Here is an 18398-nt window from a genome sequence, read left to right on the forward strand (position 1 = left end):
CGTTGATTGCAGATTCCGCTACCGCTCCCTCATTGCTGTCTCGCCCATTCGACGATTGCGGTCGCCTCCGCGCCTGCCCGGGTTCCCCAGGCGGCGATCGCGTCCTTTGCTGCCTTCCGCAGCTCCGTGACAAGGAACGCGGGCGCCGGCTCGGCGATATGGACGCCATTGTCGCGCATGCGCGCATAGTTCTCGATGGTGCGGTGGGTCAGTAGCGCGAGCTGGCTCTGTTCTGTCTCGGCCGCCGCGGCCAGCACCTCGCGCTGCATCGGTTCGGACAGTTCGGCAAAGGCGTCGCTGCGGACGAAGGCGATCGAGATCGGCATCGCGTAGTTGATGGCCGTGAAATGCGGCAGAAAGTCCCACAATTTGCGCCCCGCACCGCCGTCGCCGGAGGTGAGGAAGGCATTCAGCCGGTGTTCCCTCAGTCCGGCGAGCGCCGCGTCCATCGGCAGGAATTGCGCGTTCGCGCCGGCCGCGCGCATGACCTCGGTGGAATTGGCATCATAGGTTCGCAAGTTCAGTTTCGGCAGGTCGTCGGCACCTTCGAGCCACCGTTCCGACCACAGGCCCGTGGCCGGCCAGATCGTCACATAGAGCAGCTTGAGGCCGCGCGCAGCGAGTGCTTTTTCGTAGAGCGGGCGCGCCCGCAGATTGGTGGCGCGGGCGATGTCGACCGATTGCACGAGAAAGGGCAGGGTGGACAATCCGAACACAGGGTCGAGGCCCGAGAGCGCGCCCGCGAAGGCATCGCCGCCCGCGATCCGGCCGTCCAGCGCCGCGCGCGGCATCTCGCCCGAGTTGATCTTGAGTTGGTTATCGAAGGCGTTCGTCACGGTCACGAAACCGTGGGTACGGTCGGAGACGCGGCTTGCGAAGGTCGCGAGTCCAATCCCGGAGATGTTATTCTCAGGGTATTCCGTGGTCATCCGCCAATTGACTTGAGAGGTGACTTGGGACGTCACCTGCGCGGCGGCTGGCGCGACGCCCAGGATGAATGCGGCGAGGACAAGGATCGCGCGGATCCGTTTGGCGGGGTAACGCATTGGGAGAAGCAGGTCAGGCAGCATATATTGGCAACTCGTCGAACCATGGCACGATGCCACAACATGGCAGATCACACTGTCGCATGCCGCGCCGAGGCGCGCCACCGTCATGCCTGCACGCGATGGGTGCAGATTGCGATGTGCATCATCCCCGCGCTGCTTGTCTCGGCGACACAGGTTGTTGCGTGGGACAGTTCGCCCGCCAAAACCGACGTCGCCGTCCCCAGCGTCGAAGAACTCGCTGTGCAGCCGGCGAAGCCCGCGGATGCGCGCGAGAGCGATACGCGGGAATCGATCTGCCTGATCGTCGAGGCCGCGGCGCGCGATGCCAATCTGCCGCTGGAGTTCTTCGCCCGCGTGATCTGGCAGGAGAGCCGCTTCCAGGCCGATGCGGTGGGGCCCATGACGCGCAGCGGCGAACACGCGCAGGGGATCGCGCAATTCATGCCGGGCACCGCGAGCGAGCGCGGGCTGCTCAATCCCTTCAATCCGGTGCAGGCGCTGCCGAAGTCGGCGGAATTCCTGAACGAGCTGCGCAACCAGTTCGGCAATCTCGGCCTGGCGGCGGCCGCCTACAATGCCGGGCCGCGCCGGGTGCAGGAATGGCTCGCCGGCACCGGCAGCATGCCGGAGCAGACCCGCAATTACGTTCTTGCCATCACTGGCACCAGCATCGATGCCTGGGCCAAGGCAGGCGCAACGGGCAAGGGTCCGCCGAGCGCGCCACCGACGAGCTGCCGCGATCTGATGGCGCTTTTGAAGCGCGCGCCAAATGCTTTCGTCGCCGAGCTCGAACAGCATGTGGAGCTGGCGGCCGCAAAAATCTGGGGCGTGCAGCTCGCCGCGGGCTTTGACCGCAACCGGGCACTGGCTATGTATTCCCGCGCGGTCACGCGGCTGGGCGCCGTGATCGGCGAACGTGATCCGAGCCTGCTGAGCTCAGTGATGCGCAGCCGAGGCACGCGCGCCTTCTACCAGGTGCGCATCGGCGCCGATACGCGGAGCGAGGCGGATGAACTCTGCGGTCGCATCCGCAAGGCGGGCGGGGCATGCTTCGTGCTGAAGAACCGCGGTGTGAGCGGGTAGGGGACGCGCCCCGAATGGCAACCACGCGTGCATGCCAGCCCCGCCGCGCGCTTTCTTGACGCCCGCCGCCGTATTGCCCGTTATGCAGGCACGATTCCTCACCCGGCCAAGACTCCCGTGGCGCTTCCTCCGCTCGATTCACCTCAATGGCAAAGTCCCTGGCGCGCCTTTGCGTGGGGACTGCGCTCGATCACGCAGACGATCCTCACCCTCGTCCTGTTCGCGACCTATCTCGGCATTGGCGCGCTCGCCCACGACACCCATTTCAGCCTGCTCTGGGCGCTCTGCTCGACGCTGTTCGTCTGGGCAGGTCCGGCGCAGATCATCCTGATCACCACGCTCGGCTCCGGCGCGACGGTCATCCAGTCGGCGATCGCGGTCACCGTCAGCGCCATTCGCCTGTTTCCGATGGTGGTCTCGGTGCTGCCGCTGATGCGCACGCCGACGACGAAACGGCGCGAGCTGTTTTTCGCGGCGCATCTCACTGCAGTGACACTGTGGGTCGAATGCCATCGCTTCCTGCCGCAGGTGCCGCGTGAACGCCGGATCGCCTTCGTCAACGGACTTGGCTTCGGTCTTGTCTCGGTGTGTCTCACCGCCAACACGGTCGGCTATTTCCTTGCTGCGAATCTGACCCAGACGCTTGGGGCGGCGATCCTTTTGCTGACGCCGCTGTCCTTCCTGTTCTCGACCGCACGCAACAGCCGCGAGGTCGCCGATGTCGTCGCACTTGCGCTAGGGGTTCTGCTGTATCCGCTGGCCGCGAAAATGAACTCCGGACTCGACATCCTCGTCAGCGGCCTCGTGGCCGGCACCATCGCCTATGGCGTGCATTGGTGGCGGGAGGTGCGTGCATGAGTTTTGCGCAGCTCATTGGCGACTGGCACGCGCTGGCGGTGCTGTTCGTCGCCGGCGTTGTTCCCAACCAGATATGGCGCATGCTGGGCCTGTGGTTCGGCGGCGGCATCGACGAAGGCTCCGAGCTTCTGGTCTGGGTACGGGCGGTCGCCACCGCGATCCTGGCCGGCGTCATCGCCCAGATCGTGGTCGAGCCGCCCGGTGCGCTTGCGAGCGTGCCGGACGCCTTGCGCTACGGTGCGGTCGGCGCCGGCCTCGTCGTCTTCCTGCTGACCCGCCGCTCGATCTTCGCGGGCGTGGTCGCGGGCGAAGTCTTCATGCTGGCCGGCAAGTGGTGGTTGGGCTAAAACTGCCGGCGAACAGCAGGGATTTGGAAATATGGTTCGCGAAAACGAGCTCCGCGAGGGTGAAGTCTCCATCGAGCTGCCGCCGACGCAGGATGCCGGCCTCGTCTTTATCGGCCGCATCCGCACGCCCTGGAGCTCGCGGCTGGAGACCCCGCGGCAGGGCCGGCATGACGGCCCGATATGCCGGCTCGAGGTCTTCGAGCCATTCGTGCCGGCGATCAAAGGTGTCGATTTCTACAGCAATCTCGAAGTGCTCTACTGGCTCGACAAGTCGCGCCGCGACATCGTCCTGCAAAGCCCGAAGAACAACGAAAAGACCCGCGGCACGTTTTCGCTGCGCTCGCCGGTGCGCCCCAATCCGATCGGGACGTCGATCGTGAAGCTGGTCGGCATCGAGGGCAACGCGATTCTGGTGCGCGGGCTCGATTGCCTCGACAACACGCCGCTGATCGACATCAAACCGGATCGCTGCGAGTTCACGCCACTGGCCGCGCCGCAGCCGGGGGATTTCCAGACGGAGTAAGAGGCGGTCATCGTAGCCCGCATGGAGCGAAGCGGAATGCGGGAACGGTCCCGGATTGCGCTTCGCTCCATCCGGGCTACGGGAGCTGAGACTCAAACCGCCTTCAACGCCGCGATCAGCTTGGTCGCGTTCTCTTCCAGCACTTTGACGTCTTCCTTGCGGCTGGCGGGCGGAAGCATCGCCACGCCGTCGTGGCGCGGCATCACGTGCATGTGGAGATGAAACACCACCTGTCCGCCGGCCGCCTCGTTGAACTGCTGCACGGTGATGCCGTCGGCCTTGAACGCCGTCATCGCTGCGGCAGCGATCTTGTGCGCGCCGCGGGCGACATGGGCGTAGTCGTCCGGCTTGATGTCGAGGATGTTGCGGGCAGGTGCTTTTGGAATCACCAGCGTGTGGCCAGGTACCCGCGGCATGATGTCGAGGAACGCGAGCACGTGCTCATCCTCGTAAACCTTGTGGCAGGAGAATTCACCGCGCAGGATCTTTGCGAAAATGTTGTTGGGGTCGTAGGCGGTCATGGCGGCGGCTCCCTAGAATTTGCGCTTACTGTCACCAGCCGCAACGAACCGTCAAGGCGCCTCGTCGGCGCCTTTGCGGAACGGGCCGAGCTCGGCTAGCTCACGTCCGGCTTCCGCGACATAGGCGCGCTCGCGCTTGAGGTAATCGTCGATGGCGCGGCGCAAGCCCGGATCGGCGATGAAGTGAGCGGAGTGGGTGGTCCGCGGCAGGTAGCCGCGTGCGATCTTGTGCTCGCCCTGCGCACCGGCTTCGACATTCGCCAGCCCGCGTTTGATGGCGAAGTCGATCGCCTGATAATAGCAGACTTCGAAATGCAGGAAGGGATGATGCTCGACCGCACCCCAGTTGCGGCCGAACAGCGTGTCCGAGCCGATGAAGTTGATCGCGCCCGCGATCCAGCGATCGTTGCGACGGGCCATCACCAGCAGCACGTCATCGCTCATGGTCTCGCCGATCAGCGAGAAGAATTCCCGCGTCAGATAAGGCCGGCCCCATTTGCGCGAGCCGGTCTCCATGTAGAACATGAAAAACGCATCCCATGCGTCTTCCGTAATGTCCTTGCCCGTGAGCCAGTGGATCGTGACCCCGGCGGCCAGTGCATCGCGCCGCTCGCGCTTGATCGATTTGCGGTGGCGTGAGTTCAGCGTCGCCAGGAAATCGTCGAAACTCGCAAAACCTTCGTTGTGCCAATGGAACTGCTGGTCGGTGCGCTGGAGGAAGCCGTGCTTGGCGAGCAGCTTCCACTCCGCTTCGCGGGCGAAAGTGACGTGCACCGAGGAAGCCTTGCTGACGCCGCACAGCGCCACCAGCCCGCTCGCCAGTGCCTCCGTGATGCGCTCGTGGTCGACGCCTTCGCGAACCAGCAGCCGCGGTCCCGTGGCCGGCGTGAAGGGAACCGAAACCTGCAGCTTCGGATAGTACCGCCCGCCGGCGCGCTCATAGGCATCGGCCCAGCCGCGGTCGAAGACATATTCGCCTTGCGAGTGCGATTTCAGGTAGCAGGGCACGACGCCGGCGACGCGACCGTCGATCTTGGCCACGAGATGCCGCGGCCCCCAGCCGGTGCGGATCGTGGCCGAACCCGATTTCTCAACGGCCGATAAAAACGCGTGGGAGACGAAGGGGTTATAGGCAGGCTTTGAGAGGCCGAGAGAATCGCCTGGAAGCCCGGATGAGGTTCCCTTGCCATGCCCATTACAAGACTTGCCGGGACTAGCGCAGGCGTCCCAGTCGTCCGGCGATACTTCGCCAATGGAAGGTACGGCCTCAAGGGTGATTTCGGATGGTGCCATCATGCCCAAGATCGTGCATTGCAGCAGCGACTTCAAGAGTGGGAAACATCAAGCCTACGGTACGAAGCCCTCGAAGATCATCTGATCCGCATGTTGTGCGACCCGCGTCCGCTGCTCGGTCGTACGCACGGTCCAGCCGAGCAGGGCGCAGCCGAACACATTGCGGGCGATCCAGGGGGCGGGGGCGGGCAGGTCGTCGACCCTGAAGGCGACGAAATGCGGCTGGGTCTGGAAGCCGTGGCGCAGGTACAGCATGCTGTCGCGCTGCTCCCGGGTCAGGTAAGCCCAGTATTCGTCCTGATAGCTCCGCTGCGCGACGATGCCGCGGGGGCGGGAGGGCAACAGCTCGCGCAGCGCCAGCACCTGGTCCGGGTCGAAGGACATGCCGACGGCGGGGCCGTCATAGGATGCCAGCACCTCGGCCATCCGCTTCACCAGCTTGCGGTCGCCGTCAAAATGGCTCTTGACCTCGATCACCAGCGGCACGCGGCCGGCGACCAGGCCGCAGAGGTCGCTGAGCGACATCATCCGCTCGGCCGTGTCCTTGAACGTGAGCGCCTTCAGTTCAGTGGCGGTTTTCTCGACCAGCGGGCCGGTGGCCTCGGTAAGGCGGCCGAGCGCATGGTCGTGATGCACCATGGCCTCGCCGTCGGCGGAGAGCTGGATGTCGACCTCGATCGAGAAATTGCCCGCAATCGCAGCCTGCACCGCGCCCGGCATGTTCTCGACGATGCCGCGGGAAATGTCGTGCAGGCCGCGATGGGCGACCGGGCGGGCTGTCAACCAATCAGGAGCGCGCATTCGCCTCAGGCGACCTCGAACACGCCTTCGACCTCGACCGCCGCATCCGCGGGCAGGGAGGCGACGCCGACGGTGGTGCGGGCATGACGGCCCTTGTCACCGAAGGCGGCGACCATCAGATCGGAGGCGCCGTTGAGGACCTTCGGCCCGTCCAGGAAGTCCGGCGCCGAGTTGATGAAGCCGCCGAGGCGCACCACGCGAACGACCTTGTCGAGGTCGCCGAGCGCCGCCTTGACCTGGGCCAGCAGGTTGACGGCGCAGCCGCGGGCGGCCGCCGCGCCCTCTTCGATGGTCACGCCGGCGCCGAGCTTGCCCTTGGCGATCAGCTTGCCGGCGGGATCGAAGCAAACCTGGCCCGAGACGAACAGCAGATTACCGGTGCGCACGAACGGCACGTAATTGGCCACGGGGGTGGGAGCCTCGTGCAGCTTGATACCCTGTTCCGCCAGCTTCTGCTCGACCGTGCCCGCCATGTCCGACCTCGTTGTCCAAAAATCCATCCGCCGGGCAGATCCGTCGCAGCCCGGCGGGCCCTGTTTCGCCCATCGTGCCGCCACATGCAAGCAACCCTCGGGGGTGGCATTTTGTTGAGGCAGGGCAGGAGGTTCAACGCAAAGGCCGCAACTTTACGTGAAACGGCCTCAGTTGCGACGCAATGGAACGTTCATTAAAATGTCGAATCTGCGCTTTCCCCAGGGACCAGACATGCTGCACCTTTTCCGGACTTCGCTCGGTGTGACGGCGCTCGCGGCGGCCGCTCTCGGCCCCGGAGGCGGGGCGCTGGCCGCGAACGGTCCGTTCCTCGCGCATCAGGCGCTCTATGATTTGAGCCTGGTGAAATCGCGCTCCAATTCGATCAACAGCGCGCGCGGGCGCATCCTCTACAATTTCACCGGAAGTTCGTGCGAGGGCTACACCTCCGAATTCCGCCAGGTCTCCGAGCTCGACAGCGGCGAGGGCAAGGTCACGCTCAGCGACCTGCGCTCCAATTCCTGGGAGGACGCCGGCGGCAAAAGCTACCGCTTTAAGATCGAGACGCGGATGAACGAGGCGGATGCCGGCCGGGTCGACGGCTCGGCGGAGCGCGACGGCGACCACATCAACGTCAAGCTGAAGCTGCCGGCGCCGAAGAACTTTACGCTCGACGGCAAGATCGTGTTTCCGACCGAACAGATCCAGCGCATCATTGCCGCCGCAAAGGAGGGCAAGTCGCTGCTCGAGCTCTCCGTCTATGACGGCTCCGACGATGGCCAGAAGGTCTACAACACGCTGACCGTGATCGGCCAGCCGATCCCGGCCGAGCGCGAAGGTTCGCCCGATCCGTCGACGTCAGATGAGCACATGAAGTCGCTCAAGCGCTGGCCCGTCACCGTCAGCTATTTCGACCGCGAGGCCCAGCAGAAGGAAGGCGAGCAGACGCCGGTCTATGCGATGGCGTTCGAGCTCTACGAGAACGGCGTCTCGCGCCAGCTCGTGCTCGATTACAACGATTTTGTGATTTCGGGCGCGATGGGCAAGTTCGACGCGAAGGACAGCAAGCCCTGCAATTGAGGGCTGGCCTGCAACGCGGTCTCTGGCTAGGCTCCCTCCCAACCACAAACATCCGGGAGGCATCATGCCCAAGCTCGATCATCTCCGCCCCAGCGGCCTGCATCACAATCCCGCTTATTCGCATGTCGTCACTGCCACGGGGGCGCGGACGATCTACATCTCCGGCCAGGTATCGGTGGACGAGGAAGGGCGGATCGTCGGCGAGGGCGATCTCGCCGCGCAGACCACGCAGGTGATGCAGAATCTCGGGCACGCGCTGAAAGCAGCCGGCGCGAGCTACGCCAACATCGTGAAGATCACGACCTTCGTCGTGAACTACAAGCCGGAGCTGCGCCCGATCATCGGCAAGGCCCGCTCGGCGTTCTTCGAAGGCATGGAGCCGCCGGCCTCGACGCTCGTCGGCGTCTCGGCGCTCGCCGCGCCGGAATGGATGATCGAGATCGAGGCGGTGGCGGTCGCGGATTGAGATCTTTCCCGTAGCCCGGATGGAGCGAAGCGTAATCCGGGAAGCTGTGTCTGCAGATGCGTCGTCCCGGATTGCGCTGCGCTCCATCCGGGCTACGAGTGCGTAGCCTTGGATATATCTTGCAGAAGAACCATCGCGTCGTCTGCCCTGTCAGCCGGCACAAAAAGATGATCGTGGTGGAACGCCGAAACGGCGTTCACGCTGATGCCGGCTGCGGCGAGACGTGCCGTGATCGCCGCCAGGAAACCGACCGCATCGAGTGCGGAGTGAACCGTCAGGGTGATCAGGCACGATGCAAATGCGTGGCGTAGTCCCGCCGCTTCGGCCTGTTCGCGTGGGATCACGAGCGTCGTTCCTTCCTGCTCGCGGAACGTCAGCAAGGGGCTGAGCGCTGCGGGAATCGACTGGTCTGTCGGGATCGTGCAGAACACGAAGATTTCCGGCCGCATCTCCGGCTTCATGTCTCTCAACAGTGCGCCGAGATTGCGTTCGCCTGTCATCACTCCTGCGCCTTCTCCGGTCCCTCGTATGCGATGCCGCGGATCACCGCGGCGCTGCCGAATTTCTTGCGCAAGCTGTCCACCGCGCGCTCGGCGTGGGCGGCACGGCGGTCGAGCATGTCGGTGTCGTCGGCGACTGAACCCTCGCGTAGCGCGCTGACGCCGGCGCCCATCAGGCGGAAGGCGGTGCCGTCGATCTCTTTCGCCAGCATCTCGCGGCAGATCGAAAAGATCTTCGCGGCAAGCTGCGTCGGGGCCGTGATCGACTGCGAGCGGGTCCGCTGGCGGAAATCCGCGGTCTTCAGCTTCAGCGTGACGGTCAGGCCGGCGAGCTCGCTGCTCTTGAGGCGAGACGACGTCTTCTCGCAGAGGCGCCACAGTATCTTCTCCAGCGTCGCGAAATCGCGGATGTCGGTCTCGAACGTCGTCTCGCTCGAAATCGTCTTGGCGCCCCGATCGGGCTCGACGCGGCGGTCGTCGATGCCGCGCGCGAGCCGCCACAGCCTGCGGCCGTCGCTCGGAAACTGCCGCATCATCTCGATCTCGTCGGCCTTCTGCAGGTCGGCGATGATGCGGAAGCCGCGTTGCACCAGACGCTCCTGCGTCGCGGGTCCAACGCCGAAGATGAAACCGACGGGCTTCTCCGCAAGCATCAAGCGCGCTTCCTCCTGGTCGAGCGCGGCAAACCCGCGAGGCTTGTCGAGGTCGGAGGCGATCTTGGCCAGGAACTTGTTGCAGGAGAGGCCGACCGAGACGCTGATGCCGATGTCGCGCTCGATGTTGCGTGCGAACCGCGCCAGCACCTTGGCGGGGATCATGCCGTGCACCCGCTCGGTGCCGGAGAGATCGAGGAACGCCTCGTCGATCGAGAGCGGCTCGACCAGCGGCGTCAGCGCCTGCATGGCCTGGCGCACCTCGCGCCCGACCCGGACATATTTCGCCATGTCCGGCGGGATGACGGCCGCATGCGGGCAGGCTTCCAGCGCCTTGTACATCGGCATGGCCGAGCGCACGCCGTAGGTGCGCGCGATATAGCAGGCGGCCGACACCACGCCGCGCTTGCCCCCGCCGATGATGACGGGTCTGTCGGCGATGTCGGGGTTGTCGCGCTTCTCGACTGTCGCGTAGAAGGCGTCGCAGTCGATATGGGCGATGGTCAGGCTTGCGAGTGCGCGGTGGCGGGCGAGGCGGGGGGAACCGCAGGCGGAACAACGCCGAACGCCGATATCCAGATCGGCCGAACAATCCCGGCAGAAGCAGCGGGGCCCGGCCGTCTCCAGGGAGGTCACGGCACGTCGCGCTCCCAATTGGGGTCGCCGAGCGCGTCGCCGAGAACCTGCCGCGCTGCGGCAACGTTGGTCGGATGCAGTTCCGCAGCGCTGGCAAAGGCCTTCACGGTGGCGTCATCCCGCATCACGAAATCGAGCACGCTGAGCAGGAAATTGGGGTCCGAGGCGGCATTGCGCAGCGTCTCCGGGCCGACCCCTGTCTCGGCCAGGAACAGGCCCAGCCGCTCGGGTTCGCCCGCGACGAAAGACAGCGCCTGAAGCGCAACGATTTCAGCGACTTCGCGCGGGTTGTGAACAGGCTTTTTCACGTGGCCGGTTTGCCTTTCCGTTAACTTTCGGTGTCTACTTTGGGGTCACCATGCCCGAGTCTCGTTCCTGAGTCTTGTGACCCCCGACAAGCAACTGGAAACCACATCGCAGAAAGTCGGCCCTCGGGTTTAACGAAACTCAAGCGAATTCGAGGCTAGTTTGAATCCAGTTTTCGAAGCGCCGGCGACCGGCGCCTGAGGCGTCACATGCATCGGTCTGCGGACCAATCAGGAGGGCGGGATGGCTAAGACCGTCCTGATCGTGGAAGACAACGAGCTCAACATGAAGCTCTTCCGCGACCTGTTGGAGGCGCACGGCTACCAGACCACCGGCACCAGCAACGGCTACGAGGCGCTCGACCTCGTTCGCAAGATGCGGCCCGACCTCGTGCTGATGGATATCCAATTGCCGCAGGTCTCGGGCCTGGAGGTGACGCGCTGGATCAAGGACGATCCGGAGCTGCGCAGTATTCCCGTCGTCGCCGTCACGGCGTTCGCGATGAAGGGCGACGAAGAGCGCATCCGCGAGGGCGGCTGCGAAGCCTATTTGTCCAAGCCGATCTCGGTCGGCAAATTTATTGAGACGGTCCGACGTTTCATCGGATAGGAAGTGAGTTCACAGTGTCCGCGCGTATCCTCGTCGTCGATGACGTCCCTGCCAACGTCAAGCTGCTCGAAGCTCGCCTGTCCGCCGAATATTTCGACGTGATGACCGCCGCGAACGGCACCGAGGCGCTGGCGATCTGCGCCCGCGCCGAATGCGACATCATCCTGCTCGACGTCATGATGCCGGACATGGACGGTTTCGAGGTCTGCCGCCGCCTCAAGACCGATCCGGCCACGCACCACATTCCCGTCGTGATGGTCACCGCGCTCGACAGCCCGGCCGACCGCAACCGCGGGCTGGAAGCCGGCGCCGACGATTTCCTGACAAAACCCGTCTCCGATGTCGTGCTGATCGCGCGCGTGCGCTCGCTGACCCGGCTGAAGATGATGACCGACGAGCTGCGCATGCGCGCCATCACCTCGCTCGAGATCGGCATGCAGGCGCCAGAGCGCAGTGCAATCTCCGACACCGGCAAGGGCGGCCGCATCCTGCTGGTCGACGACCGCCAGTCCTCCTATGAGCGGCTGGCGACGATCCTCGCCGCCGAGCACACCATCGACGTCGAGCCGAACCCGACGGAAGCGCTGTTCCACGCCGCCGAGGGCAATTACGATCTGCTGATCGTCTCGCTCGACCTCAACAATTTCGACGGCCTTCGGCTGTGCAGCCAGGCGCGCTCGCTGGAGCGCACGCGGCATGTGCCGATCCTGGCGATCGCCGACCCCGAGAACGCCACGCGGCTGCTGCGTGGGCTCGAGATCGGGGTCAACGACTATCTGCTGCGTCCCATCGACAAGATCGAGCTGCTGGCGCGTGCCCGCACCCAGATCCGCCGCCGCCGTTACACCGACCATCTGCGCGACAACGTGCAGAACTCGATCGAGATGGCGATCACCGATGCGCTCACCGGGCTGCACAATCGCCGCTACATGGAGAGCCATCTCGCGACGCTCGCCGAACAGGCCGCGACCCGCGGCAAGCCGCTGGCGCTGATGATCCTGGACATCGACTACTTCAAGTCGATCAACGACAATTACGGCCACGACGCCGGCGACGACGTGCTGCGCGAATTCGCCGTGCGGGTGCGCAAGTCGATCCGCGGCATCGACCTTGCCTGTCGCTACGGCGGCGAGGAATTCGTCATCGTGATGCCGGAGACCGATCTCCACGTCGCCGGCATGGTCGCCGAGCGCCTGCGCCGCTCGATCGCCGGCGAGCCCTTTGCAATTCACAAGGGCACCAAGCGCATCGAGGTCACGATCTCGATCGGCCTGACCACGCTGGAGCAGAAGGGCGAGGCGGTTGGCGACGTCCTCAAGCGCGCCGACACTGCGCTGTACCGCGCCAAGCACGACGGCCGCAACCGTGTGGTGTCGCACGCGGCGTGAGGCCGCTCGCACAGGCCGGCGCAAAAAAAAACGCGAAAACAACCCCATGCACAGTAGCCGACGCTAGTCGGATCAATGGCTTACGTCGGCCGCAAAACGGCTGATGCTGGACCGCAATGCCGTTTGACTCGTCGGGCAAAACAGGAGCATGCTGCTAGCACTCCGAAAATCCCACGAACTCTGCTGTCATTCCCCGCGCAGGCGGGGAATCCAGTACGCCGCGGCGTCTCGGCTCAAGCGATGGAATCCATGTGGACCGAAAGTCCGGGTTACTTCTGATCGACGTTGCTGGTCCCCGAACCTGGCGTACCGATCGGCAAGCCGTTCGCCGCATGACCGACGCCAACGCCCGGCGCACTGACGGCTCCTGGAGTTTGATCTTGCGGAAGCGTCTTGATCCCCGTCCTTGCTTGCTCAGCGGGGCTCATCTGGTCCCTGTTATCGCTGTTGGCACCATTGGTCGCCGTGATGCCGGACCCGTCGCTCCCGTTTGGCGTGCCGGTCTGTGTCGATCCGGTCGCGGTGCTGCCCGCGCCCGAGCTGCCCGGTGCGGCCGGTGTGCTCGCGGTGTTGCCGTTCGGCGTCGGGGGCTGAACGTTCGGGTTGGTTGGAGAGTTATTGGTGTGAGCGCCGGTTGAGGTTGCGTTTGTGCCCATGCCGGATGGGGCCGAGGGACCTCCATTGGCGGCGCCAGACGTGCCAGTGCCTGCACCTGAGCTCGCGGATGATCCGGACGCGCCGCCGCTCGCGGCCGCGCCACCCGCGCCACCACCACCTCCGCCGCCTTGTGCGAGGACCGGTGCGGCAACAGCGAAGGACAGTGCGGCTGTAAGAAGAAGCGATTTTCGATTCATGACCTTCTCCGGTGTAAAGAAGGTCAACTACGCCGAAATGGCGATTGTTCCTTTCAGTTCGGTCATTCAGGTGACCGCTCCCGGATTTCCGAGAGAGGCTGTTTCATATGGCGCGTCAGGCAGCCTTTTCCTTGAGTTCGAAGTCCATGGTCCACGTCGATTTTCCCGGCCGCGTGCGGAATATCCATGTCGTCACGCTCGAACCGGGCGGGATGACGATGCTGTCCCTTAGTGCATCGTGAACTGCCGGATGTTGCTTTCGGTCGCCCAGATCGAATGAGAATAAACATCCTTGTCGCTGGTCTTTGTGCAGCTCAGAACTCCTCCGTTCATAACGGCGCGGGTGGCGGTCTGGCTGACGGACGAGTCCATGTGGATGGTAGTCATCGTGGCAATCTCCAAAAGATGAAAAAAAACGCCAGATGCTCCCTTGGGTTGTCGTGACGTGTCAAGCATGCCGCAAAACGCTCGCACCACTCCTCTTGTGCTGCATCCACTCCCTTCAGGGCAGCTAGTTAGAGCAGCCCGTGCCGTTCTCTTGAACCGGCGGACAGGGAACGGTGCCGAAGGAACAGAACACGCAGCAGTCGCCGGGGAGCGGCTTCAGACGCTCGCCGCAGCGTTTGCAGTCATAAAAGAACTGGCAAGCGTCGGTCGGCATGACCTCGGCAGCAGCGTGACCGCACTTGGGACACGTGATCGTGGAGTTCAGGATCATTTACCAGGCGCGTGGCAGACACCGAGCAAGGATTGCCGGCGAGCCTTCTTCTGATCGGTCACCAGTTTTATCTTCTCTCTCAAAACGAGGATTTCGGAATATTCCTTTTGGATCTCTCGGGGGCTGCGAAGTGCTTCAAGCTGCCGGGCGGTCAGTTTTAATATCGCGGCAATATGCGTACTCTGGATGTGGTGCATAGGATCAAATCCCTTCGTCGGGTCAGCGCTGGGAGAGGCTTTAGGGGGAAGCCCACCATCCGTCGGGGAATGGCTCCAGCAAAGTCTGATCGACTTGGTTGTCGTTGTCAGGGGGGCTGATAGCTCCTGCATTCCAGCTTGGTGGCGCGAGGCGACGGAGGCGGACAGACAGGGCGCCTGGTTTACGACTTCGAAGGCGGCGCGAAGCAGGATGTGTCAAGCGTAATGGAGGCACAGCGTGGGCGCTTCGCTCTGCTTCTTCGACCAGACCTCGAAGATATTCCAATTCTGAGAGCTGAGAAGTGAGTTCGCTAAGTTGTTGGGCATAAAGGATTGCGCGAGAGCTTCGCATGGATGTTCTCCCCAGCACAAAAAGAACTATCGGGAAAAAATGGCAATCTACCATAGGTAAACATCGGATTTCAATACGTCAGGCTCACTGCTTCAGGATCGCGGCTTCGGCCAGCGCGTCCATGACGCGCTGAAGAAGATCCGGCCAGGCGGGAGGCAATTGAGACAGCAAAAGGAACCCCAGCTTCAGGGCGGTGAAGCTGGGGCTGTTGAGCTGCCTTGGCGAAGCAGCTGCCCCCTTGGGGAGGGCCACGGGAAAACTTGGCAATCGGCAAGTCGTTCCTAGCCGAACAAAAATGAGCCCCAGCTCCGGGGGCAATGGGAAGAGCTGGGGCCCGACTGGACTGCATTACCGATATAGGAATGGGCGTCGGAAAAATTGGTGACCGGCGAGCCGTTTCAACTGCGGTGCAGCCGAAAAATGTTTAGCGGCCTCTGTCGTCCTTGCCGTTGGGGCTGCCATCGCCGCCGCCGTTACCCCAGCCATTGTTGCCGTGGTGGTGATGGACCGCGCTCGCACCCGATTTAGCAATTGCATCGGACGTGAGGGAGGTGGAGAGCAGCAGCGTTATAGTTGGAGGTGTCACGGCTGCGAACTTTCCGCAGGTCTTTAGAAATTCGCGGCGGTCGTCCTGGTCAGGCATGGGTTCTCTCCGGGGCTGGCGGAAATATTAAATACGATAAATCAAATTAAATCAATTTAACTATGTTAATAGGCTCGGTCACGAAGTGCGGCCATAAGTTGCGGCACCAGCTGTTCGCTCTTCGCTACTCCCTCAGGGATACCGGCGCGCTCCCTTCAAGAGATCGAAATCAAGCTCGGCCAACGGGTTGGCCGCTGGAGTGCGTGCTGGCCTGCCCGGCCTTCTTGCGGCGGGCGGATCGGGTTCTGATCTCGTAGCTACTTCAGGGATGCCGGGCCGGCCGTTTGCCTCGCTTCACCGCAGTCTCATCTCCCACATCCACCCCCGCATTTCGCAATAACACCGTCGCCGCCTCCTTCGCGGCACGCGCCATTGCGGGGTCGTCGCGGACGAGGTCCTGTGCGATGGAGCCGTCGACCAGCAGCACGAGCTGCGTTGCGAGCGCCTCCGCGTTCGCAACGCCAAGCTCGTTGAGGCGGTCGCGAAACCAGACGCGGCGGCTTTCCTTGAAGGCGATGGCGATCTTCTTCACGGCGCGGTCGGCCCGGCCAAGCTCGGCGACCGCATTCACGAACGGGCAGCCGCGAAAGTCTTTTGCGGCGAAGCGGCGCTGCAGCGAATCGAACGTGGCGAGGATCTGCTCGGCCGGGGGCTTGTCCGAGGGGCGGGGCTGCACGAAGCGGCGCTCCAGATAGGCCGCGATCAACGCGTCCTTGGAGGGGAAGTGGTTGTAGAGCGTGCGCTTGGAGATGCCGATCTCGGCCGCGATGGTGTCGACGCCGATGGCGCGAATGCCCTGCAGATAGAACAGCTTGTCGGCGGTCTCGAGGATCCGCTCTTTCATCGTCTGTGGGGCGGGCGGGGGAGCCATGCGGCGGTGAATGTCCTGTTGGCTTGACAGCGCGCGCTAACCATAGCCTAAGTACACAGGTCTGTGTAACCAAAATCAACCGATATTGCAGACGACGGCGCTCGCGCGGCGCCGATGAGGGAGACGAAAATGCCCCTGTTGCAGGTCCTGCGCCCGACATTGCCCATCCTGATCGGCGCCTCGATCATGCTGACGCTGAGCATGGGGCTGCGGCAGAGCCTCGGCATCTTCATGCAGCCGCTGACCCACGACATCCATCTGTCGATCTCCGACTTCACGCTGGCGCTGGCCGTGCAGAACCTCGCCTGGGGCTTTCTCCAGCCGCTCGCCGGCGCGATGACCACGCGCTACGGCTTCCGTCCGATCATGATCGTGGGCTCGTTCATGTACATCGCGGGCCTGGTGCTGATGGCAACCGCGAACGGTCTCGTCGCCATCATGATCGGCGCCGGAGTGCTGATCGGCACCTCGCTCGCCTGCACCGCCGCTGCGATCGCGATGTCGGTGGCGGCGCGCGCGGTGCCCGCAATGGTGCGTTCCACCGTGCTTGGCATCGTCTCGGGCGCGGGCTCGCTCGGCGCGCTGCTGTCGGCGCCAATCGGGCAGATGCTCAACGAGGGATTCGGGTGGCGCGTCGGGCTCGCCGGCTTCGTGGTGATGTCGGTGCTGATGATCCCCGCGGCCTGGTATGCCGGGCGTGTCGACGCGGTCCCGCTGCCGAAGCCCGCGACTGACGAGATCGTCGATGCCACGGCCATGATCGCGGCGAAGACCGCCTTCGGCAACGCCTCCTTCGTGGTGATGACCTGCGCCTATCTCGTCTGCGGCATGCAGCTCGTGTTCCTCACCACGCACTTGCCGTCCTATCTCGCGATCTGCGGCCTCGATCCGATGCTGAGCGCGCAGACGCTGGGCATGATCGGCGGCTTCAACGTGCTTGGCTCGCTGTTCTTCGGCTGGGCCGGCCAGCGCTGGAACAAGCTCGCACTGCTCGGCGGCATCTACGTCTTCCGCTCACTCGCGCTCGCCTGGTACTTTACGCTGCCGGCGACGCCTGCCTCGACCTTGCTGTTCGGCGCGATCATGGGCTTCCTGTGGATGGGTGTCGGCCCGCTGGTGGCGGGCGCGGTCGCCGAGATGTTCGGCCTGCGCTGGCAGGCGATGATCCAGGGCCTCGCCTTCATGAGCCACCAGATCGGCAGCTTCCTCGGCGCGTATGGGGGAGGGGTGCTCTACGACGCGCTCGGCTCGTATACGATGGCCTGGCGCATCGGCGTCGCGCTGGGGTTGGCCGGCGGCATCATCCAGATCGCGTTTGCGCTGATCCGGCCGTCGCAACCGCCGGCGCCGGTGTTGCGGACAGCGTAGGGGGGCGTGGGCTCATGAACGTCCGCTTTGGAGTTTGATTGTGTTGCAAAACTCGTTTCTGACTTGGGGGCGAGCTTGGCTTTGGAGTTTCGGCGGTTTTTTTGGTACGGCGTGTCGGCGGTTTCCATTTTGCTGGTGGATTTCAGCACGGGACTGCCAGTTGTGGCGGGAGACGGCAGATTAGCTTGGCCAGCCGCCTCAGGTTCTGCGCGGTGGCTGTGAGCAGCACTTCGTCCCTGACGCCATTCAGGCCCCGCAACCGAAGCCGGTCGAGCCTGAGAATGCGTTTCATATGAGCAAACCGCATCTCGACCTTTTTGCGCTCGCGGTGCGATTGCTCGAAGGCTTCCGTATTCGCCAGCGCACGGACATGATCGCGCACATCTTCGTTGACGTCACGGGTAATTTTGCGCACGACCGCTGTCGTGCATTTGGGCTTCAAGGCGCAGCCAGAGCAATCGCTCTTGCTGGCCCTGTAGTAAACGATGTGACCTTGATCGATATTGCCGGTGCTGGTCAGTTCCGCGCCACCCGGGCAAACATAGACATTGCGCTTTTTGTCGAAGACGAAGTCCGCTCGGCTAAAGGTGCCATCGGGGCGTGCCGACTTGTCCCACACCGGAACGTGCGGCGTGATCTTGCGATCCACTAGCCATTTGAGCAATCTGACCGCGCCGTAAGCCGTGTCGCCTGCCAATCTCTTGGGGCGCAGATCGAAGCGACGCTCAACACGGTCCACCATGATCTGGGTGACAGCAATCTCAACTGCACGGTTCGCGCGCGTGCCTACCGCATCGAGGATGATCCCGGC

At 63.8% G+C, this 18398-nt stretch carries 25 protein-coding genes; 10 read left to right on the forward strand and 15 right to left on the reverse strand.

Features of this window, described 5'->3' with window-relative positions; all coding sequences use genetic code 11:
- Positions 1 to 29: 29 nt before the first annotated feature.
- Entirely contained in the window at positions 30 to 1070 is a 1041-nt protein-coding gene (locus tag BRA1253DRAFT_RS38600; protein ID WP_007603253.1) for a TRAP transporter substrate-binding protein, read from the reverse strand.
- 114 nt (positions 1071 to 1184) lie between these two features.
- Here BRA1253DRAFT_RS38600 and BRA1253DRAFT_RS38605 point away from each other — a divergent pair, with 114 nt between their 5' ends.
- The 4 genes from BRA1253DRAFT_RS38605 (at position 1185) to tsaA (ending at position 3860) form a co-directional block, all read left to right on the forward strand.
- Positions 1185 to 2132, forward strand: a complete 948-nt coding sequence (locus tag BRA1253DRAFT_RS38605) for a transglycosylase SLT domain-containing protein (protein WP_007603254.1) — start codon at positions 1185 to 1187, stop codon at positions 2130 to 2132.
- 117 nt (positions 2133 to 2249) lie between these two features.
- Positions 2250 to 2990, forward strand: coding sequence for an AzlC family ABC transporter permease (locus BRA1253DRAFT_RS38610; protein ID WP_035994751.1), 741 nt, complete (start codon positions 2250 to 2252; stop codon positions 2988 to 2990).
- On the forward strand, positions 2987 to 3337 hold the full coding sequence (locus BRA1253DRAFT_RS38615; protein ID WP_007603256.1) for an AzlD domain-containing protein: 351 nt from the start codon (positions 2987 to 2989) through the stop codon (positions 3335 to 3337). The genes BRA1253DRAFT_RS38610 and BRA1253DRAFT_RS38615 overlap by 4 nt, the downstream gene beginning before the upstream one ends.
- Positions 3338 to 3368: 31 nt before the next feature.
- Positions 3369 to 3860: a tRNA (N6-threonylcarbamoyladenosine(37)-N6)-methyltransferase TrmO gene (tsaA, locus tag BRA1253DRAFT_RS38620; RefSeq protein WP_007603257.1), complete on the forward strand. Its 492-nt coding sequence runs from the start codon at positions 3369 to 3371 to the stop codon at positions 3858 to 3860.
- A 92-nt stretch (positions 3861 to 3952) separates the two neighbouring features.
- Here tsaA and BRA1253DRAFT_RS38625 read toward each other — a convergent pair whose 3' ends face one another.
- The 4 genes from BRA1253DRAFT_RS38625 to BRA1253DRAFT_RS38640 are packed head-to-tail and all read right to left on the reverse strand — an operon-like array spanning position 3953 to position 6948.
- On the reverse strand, positions 3953 to 4381 hold the full coding sequence (locus BRA1253DRAFT_RS38625) for an HIT family protein (RefSeq protein WP_007603258.1): 429 nt from the start codon (positions 4379 to 4381) through the stop codon (positions 3953 to 3955).
- A 51-nt stretch (positions 4382 to 4432) separates the two neighbouring features.
- Positions 4433 to 5674 carry a GNAT family N-acetyltransferase gene (locus BRA1253DRAFT_RS38630; protein ID WP_083870077.1) on the reverse strand — a complete coding sequence of 414 codons (1242 nt, stop codon included), beginning with the start codon at positions 5672 to 5674 and terminating at the stop codon, positions 4433 to 4435.
- Positions 5675 to 5728: 54 nt separating this feature from the next.
- Complete coding sequence (locus BRA1253DRAFT_RS38635) at positions 5729 to 6475, reverse strand: glycerophosphodiester phosphodiesterase (protein WP_007603262.1); 747 nt, start codon at positions 6473 to 6475, stop codon at positions 5729 to 5731.
- Between the two features lie 5 nt (positions 6476 to 6480).
- Positions 6481 to 6948 carry a RidA family protein gene (locus tag BRA1253DRAFT_RS38640; protein ID WP_007603263.1) on the reverse strand — a complete coding sequence of 156 codons (468 nt, stop codon included), beginning with the start codon at positions 6946 to 6948 and terminating at the stop codon, positions 6481 to 6483.
- A 232-nt stretch (positions 6949 to 7180) separates the two neighbouring features.
- Here BRA1253DRAFT_RS38640 and BRA1253DRAFT_RS38645 point away from each other — a divergent pair, with 232 nt between their 5' ends.
- Together BRA1253DRAFT_RS38645 and BRA1253DRAFT_RS38650 are read left to right on the forward strand one after the other, a co-directional pair.
- Positions 7181 to 8026, forward strand: coding sequence for a cell envelope integrity EipB family protein (locus tag BRA1253DRAFT_RS38645; protein WP_007603264.1), 846 nt, complete (start codon positions 7181 to 7183; stop codon positions 8024 to 8026).
- 64 nt (positions 8027 to 8090) lie between these two features.
- Positions 8091 to 8492 (forward strand): RidA family protein, encoded by a 402-nt coding sequence (locus tag BRA1253DRAFT_RS38650; protein WP_007603265.1) that lies wholly within the window; start codon positions 8091 to 8093, stop codon positions 8490 to 8492.
- A gap of 92 nt (positions 8493 to 8584) precedes the next feature.
- On the opposite strand, the gene BRA1253DRAFT_RS38655 is transcribed toward BRA1253DRAFT_RS38650, so the two are convergent.
- From BRA1253DRAFT_RS38655 to BRA1253DRAFT_RS38665, 3 genes are read right to left on the reverse strand one after another with little or no spacing between them, the layout of a single operon-like run.
- Positions 8585 to 8992, reverse strand: coding sequence for an ACT domain-containing protein (locus BRA1253DRAFT_RS38655; protein ID WP_007603266.1), 408 nt, complete (start codon positions 8990 to 8992; stop codon positions 8585 to 8587).
- On the reverse strand, positions 8992 to 10281 hold the full coding sequence (locus BRA1253DRAFT_RS38660; RefSeq protein WP_007603267.1) for a DNA polymerase IV: 1290 nt from the start codon (positions 10279 to 10281) through the stop codon (positions 8992 to 8994). The genes BRA1253DRAFT_RS38655 and BRA1253DRAFT_RS38660 overlap by 1 nt, the downstream gene beginning before the upstream one ends.
- Positions 10278 to 10589, reverse strand: a complete 312-nt coding sequence (locus tag BRA1253DRAFT_RS38665; RefSeq protein ID WP_007603271.1) for a DUF3572 domain-containing protein — start codon at positions 10587 to 10589, stop codon at positions 10278 to 10280. The genes BRA1253DRAFT_RS38660 and BRA1253DRAFT_RS38665 overlap by 4 nt, the downstream gene beginning before the upstream one ends.
- 241 nt (positions 10590 to 10830) lie before the next feature.
- On the opposite strand from BRA1253DRAFT_RS38665, the gene BRA1253DRAFT_RS38670 reads away from it, so the two are divergent.
- The 3 genes from BRA1253DRAFT_RS38670 to BRA1253DRAFT_RS44115 all read left to right on the forward strand — a co-directional run bounded on the left by BRA1253DRAFT_RS38670 (position 10831) and on the right by BRA1253DRAFT_RS44115 (position 13178).
- On the forward strand, positions 10831 to 11196 hold the full coding sequence (locus BRA1253DRAFT_RS38670; protein ID WP_007603272.1) for a response regulator: 366 nt from the start codon (positions 10831 to 10833) through the stop codon (positions 11194 to 11196).
- Positions 11197 to 11210: 14 nt separating this feature from the next.
- The gene (locus tag BRA1253DRAFT_RS38675) at positions 11211 to 12584 is read left to right on the forward strand and encodes a PleD family two-component system response regulator (protein ID WP_007603275.1); all 1374 of its coding nucleotides are present in this window, start codon (positions 11211 to 11213) and stop codon (positions 12582 to 12584) included.
- Positions 12585 to 13031: 447 nt separating this feature from the next.
- Positions 13032 to 13178 (forward strand): hypothetical protein, encoded by a 147-nt coding sequence (locus tag BRA1253DRAFT_RS44115; RefSeq protein ID WP_157158686.1) that lies wholly within the window; start codon positions 13032 to 13034, stop codon positions 13176 to 13178.
- Positions 13179 to 13666: 488 nt separating this feature from the next.
- Here BRA1253DRAFT_RS44115 and BRA1253DRAFT_RS44120 read toward each other — a convergent pair whose 3' ends face one another.
- From BRA1253DRAFT_RS44120 to BRA1253DRAFT_RS38685, 6 genes are all read right to left on the reverse strand, one after another.
- Entirely contained in the window at positions 13667 to 13825 is a 159-nt protein-coding gene (locus BRA1253DRAFT_RS44120) for a hypothetical protein (protein ID WP_007603280.1), read from the reverse strand.
- A 124-nt stretch (positions 13826 to 13949) separates the two neighbouring features.
- Positions 13950 to 14156: a GDCCVxC domain-containing (seleno)protein gene (locus BRA1253DRAFT_RS45750; protein ID WP_007603282.1), complete on the reverse strand. Its 207-nt coding sequence runs from the start codon at positions 14154 to 14156 to the stop codon at positions 13950 to 13952.
- The gene (locus BRA1253DRAFT_RS38680; protein WP_007603283.1) at positions 14153 to 14353 is read right to left on the reverse strand and encodes a hypothetical protein; all 201 of its coding nucleotides are present in this window, start codon (positions 14351 to 14353) and stop codon (positions 14153 to 14155) included. Before BRA1253DRAFT_RS38680 ends, BRA1253DRAFT_RS45750 begins: the two co-directional genes overlap by 4 nt.
- Positions 14354 to 14789: 436 nt before the next feature.
- A complete protein-coding gene (locus tag BRA1253DRAFT_RS44125) occupies positions 14790 to 14957 on the reverse strand; it encodes a hypothetical protein (RefSeq protein WP_157158687.1) in 168 nt (55 codons plus the stop codon).
- Between the two features lie 172 nt (positions 14958 to 15129).
- Entirely contained in the window at positions 15130 to 15348 is a 219-nt protein-coding gene (locus BRA1253DRAFT_RS42530; protein WP_007603284.1) for a hypothetical protein, read from the reverse strand.
- 262 nt (positions 15349 to 15610) lie between these two features.
- Positions 15611 to 16219 (reverse strand): TetR/AcrR family transcriptional regulator, encoded by a 609-nt coding sequence (locus BRA1253DRAFT_RS38685; protein ID WP_007603285.1) that lies wholly within the window; start codon positions 16217 to 16219, stop codon positions 15611 to 15613.
- 129 nt (positions 16220 to 16348) lie between these two features.
- Here BRA1253DRAFT_RS38685 and BRA1253DRAFT_RS38690 point away from each other — a divergent pair, with 129 nt between their 5' ends.
- The gene (locus BRA1253DRAFT_RS38690; RefSeq protein WP_007603286.1) at positions 16349 to 17587 is read left to right on the forward strand and encodes an MFS transporter; all 1239 of its coding nucleotides are present in this window, start codon (positions 16349 to 16351) and stop codon (positions 17585 to 17587) included.
- A gap of 142 nt (positions 17588 to 17729) precedes the next feature.
- On the opposite strand, the gene BRA1253DRAFT_RS38695 is transcribed toward BRA1253DRAFT_RS38690, so the two are convergent.
- Positions 17730 to 18398 (reverse strand): transposase (locus BRA1253DRAFT_RS38695; RefSeq protein ID WP_007603290.1); only part of this gene is annotated, 669 nt, incomplete at its 5' end.

This window comes from Bradyrhizobium sp. WSM1253 (assembly GCF_000244935.1).
GTDB lineage: Bacteria > Pseudomonadota > Alphaproteobacteria > Rhizobiales > Xanthobacteraceae > Bradyrhizobium > Bradyrhizobium canariense.

What these genes read in the sequence shown, in the direction of transcription:
- BRA1253DRAFT_RS38600 (WP_007603253.1), bottom strand. Translation starts at nt 1,070, where the DNA reads ATGCTGCCTGACCTGCTTCTCCCAATGCGTTACCCCGCCAAACGGATC.
- BRA1253DRAFT_RS38605 (WP_007603254.1), top strand. Translation starts at nt 1,185, where the DNA reads ATGTGCATCATCCCCGCGCTGCTTGTCTCGGCGACACAGGTTGTTGCG.
- BRA1253DRAFT_RS38615 (WP_007603256.1), top strand. Translation starts at nt 2,987, where the DNA reads ATGAGTTTTGCGCAGCTCATTGGCGACTGGCACGCGCTGGCGGTGCTG.
- tsaA (WP_007603257.1), top strand. Translation starts at nt 3,369, where the DNA reads ATGGTTCGCGAAAACGAGCTCCGCGAGGGTGAAGTCTCCATCGAGCTG.
- BRA1253DRAFT_RS38625 (WP_007603258.1), bottom strand. Translation starts at nt 4,381, where the DNA reads ATGACCGCCTACGACCCCAACAACATTTTCGCAAAGATCCTGCGCGGT.
- BRA1253DRAFT_RS38630 (WP_083870077.1), bottom strand. Translation starts at nt 5,674, where the DNA reads ATGGCACCATCCGAAATCACCCTTGAGGCCGTACCTTCCATTGGCGAA.
- BRA1253DRAFT_RS38635 (WP_007603262.1), bottom strand. Translation starts at nt 6,475, where the DNA reads ATGCGCGCTCCTGATTGGTTGACAGCCCGCCCGGTCGCCCATCGCGGC.
- BRA1253DRAFT_RS38640 (WP_007603263.1), bottom strand. Translation starts at nt 6,948, where the DNA reads ATGGCGGGCACGGTCGAGCAGAAGCTGGCGGAACAGGGTATCAAGCTG.
- BRA1253DRAFT_RS38645 (WP_007603264.1), top strand. Translation starts at nt 7,181, where the DNA reads ATGCTGCACCTTTTCCGGACTTCGCTCGGTGTGACGGCGCTCGCGGCG.
- BRA1253DRAFT_RS38650 (WP_007603265.1), top strand. Translation starts at nt 8,091, where the DNA reads ATGCCCAAGCTCGATCATCTCCGCCCCAGCGGCCTGCATCACAATCCC.
- BRA1253DRAFT_RS38655 (WP_007603266.1), bottom strand. Translation starts at nt 8,992, where the DNA reads ATGACAGGCGAACGCAATCTCGGCGCACTGTTGAGAGACATGAAGCCG.
- BRA1253DRAFT_RS38670 (WP_007603272.1), top strand. Translation starts at nt 10,831, where the DNA reads ATGGCTAAGACCGTCCTGATCGTGGAAGACAACGAGCTCAACATGAAG.
- BRA1253DRAFT_RS44120 (WP_007603280.1), bottom strand. Translation starts at nt 13,825, where the DNA reads ATGACTACCATCCACATGGACTCGTCCGTCAGCCAGACCGCCACCCGC.
- BRA1253DRAFT_RS45750 (WP_007603282.1), bottom strand. Translation starts at nt 14,156, where the DNA reads ATGATCCTGAACTCCACGATCACGTGTCCCAAGTGCGGTCACGCTGCT.
- BRA1253DRAFT_RS38680 (WP_007603283.1), bottom strand. Translation starts at nt 14,353, where the DNA reads ATGCACCACATCCAGAGTACGCATATTGCCGCGATATTAAAACTGACC.
- BRA1253DRAFT_RS42530 (WP_007603284.1), bottom strand. Translation starts at nt 15,348, where the DNA reads ATGCCTGACCAGGACGACCGCCGCGAATTTCTAAAGACCTGCGGAAAG.
- BRA1253DRAFT_RS38685 (WP_007603285.1), bottom strand. Translation starts at nt 16,219, where the DNA reads ATGGCTCCCCCGCCCGCCCCACAGACGATGAAAGAGCGGATCCTCGAG.
- BRA1253DRAFT_RS38690 (WP_007603286.1), top strand. Translation starts at nt 16,349, where the DNA reads ATGCCCCTGTTGCAGGTCCTGCGCCCGACATTGCCCATCCTGATCGGC.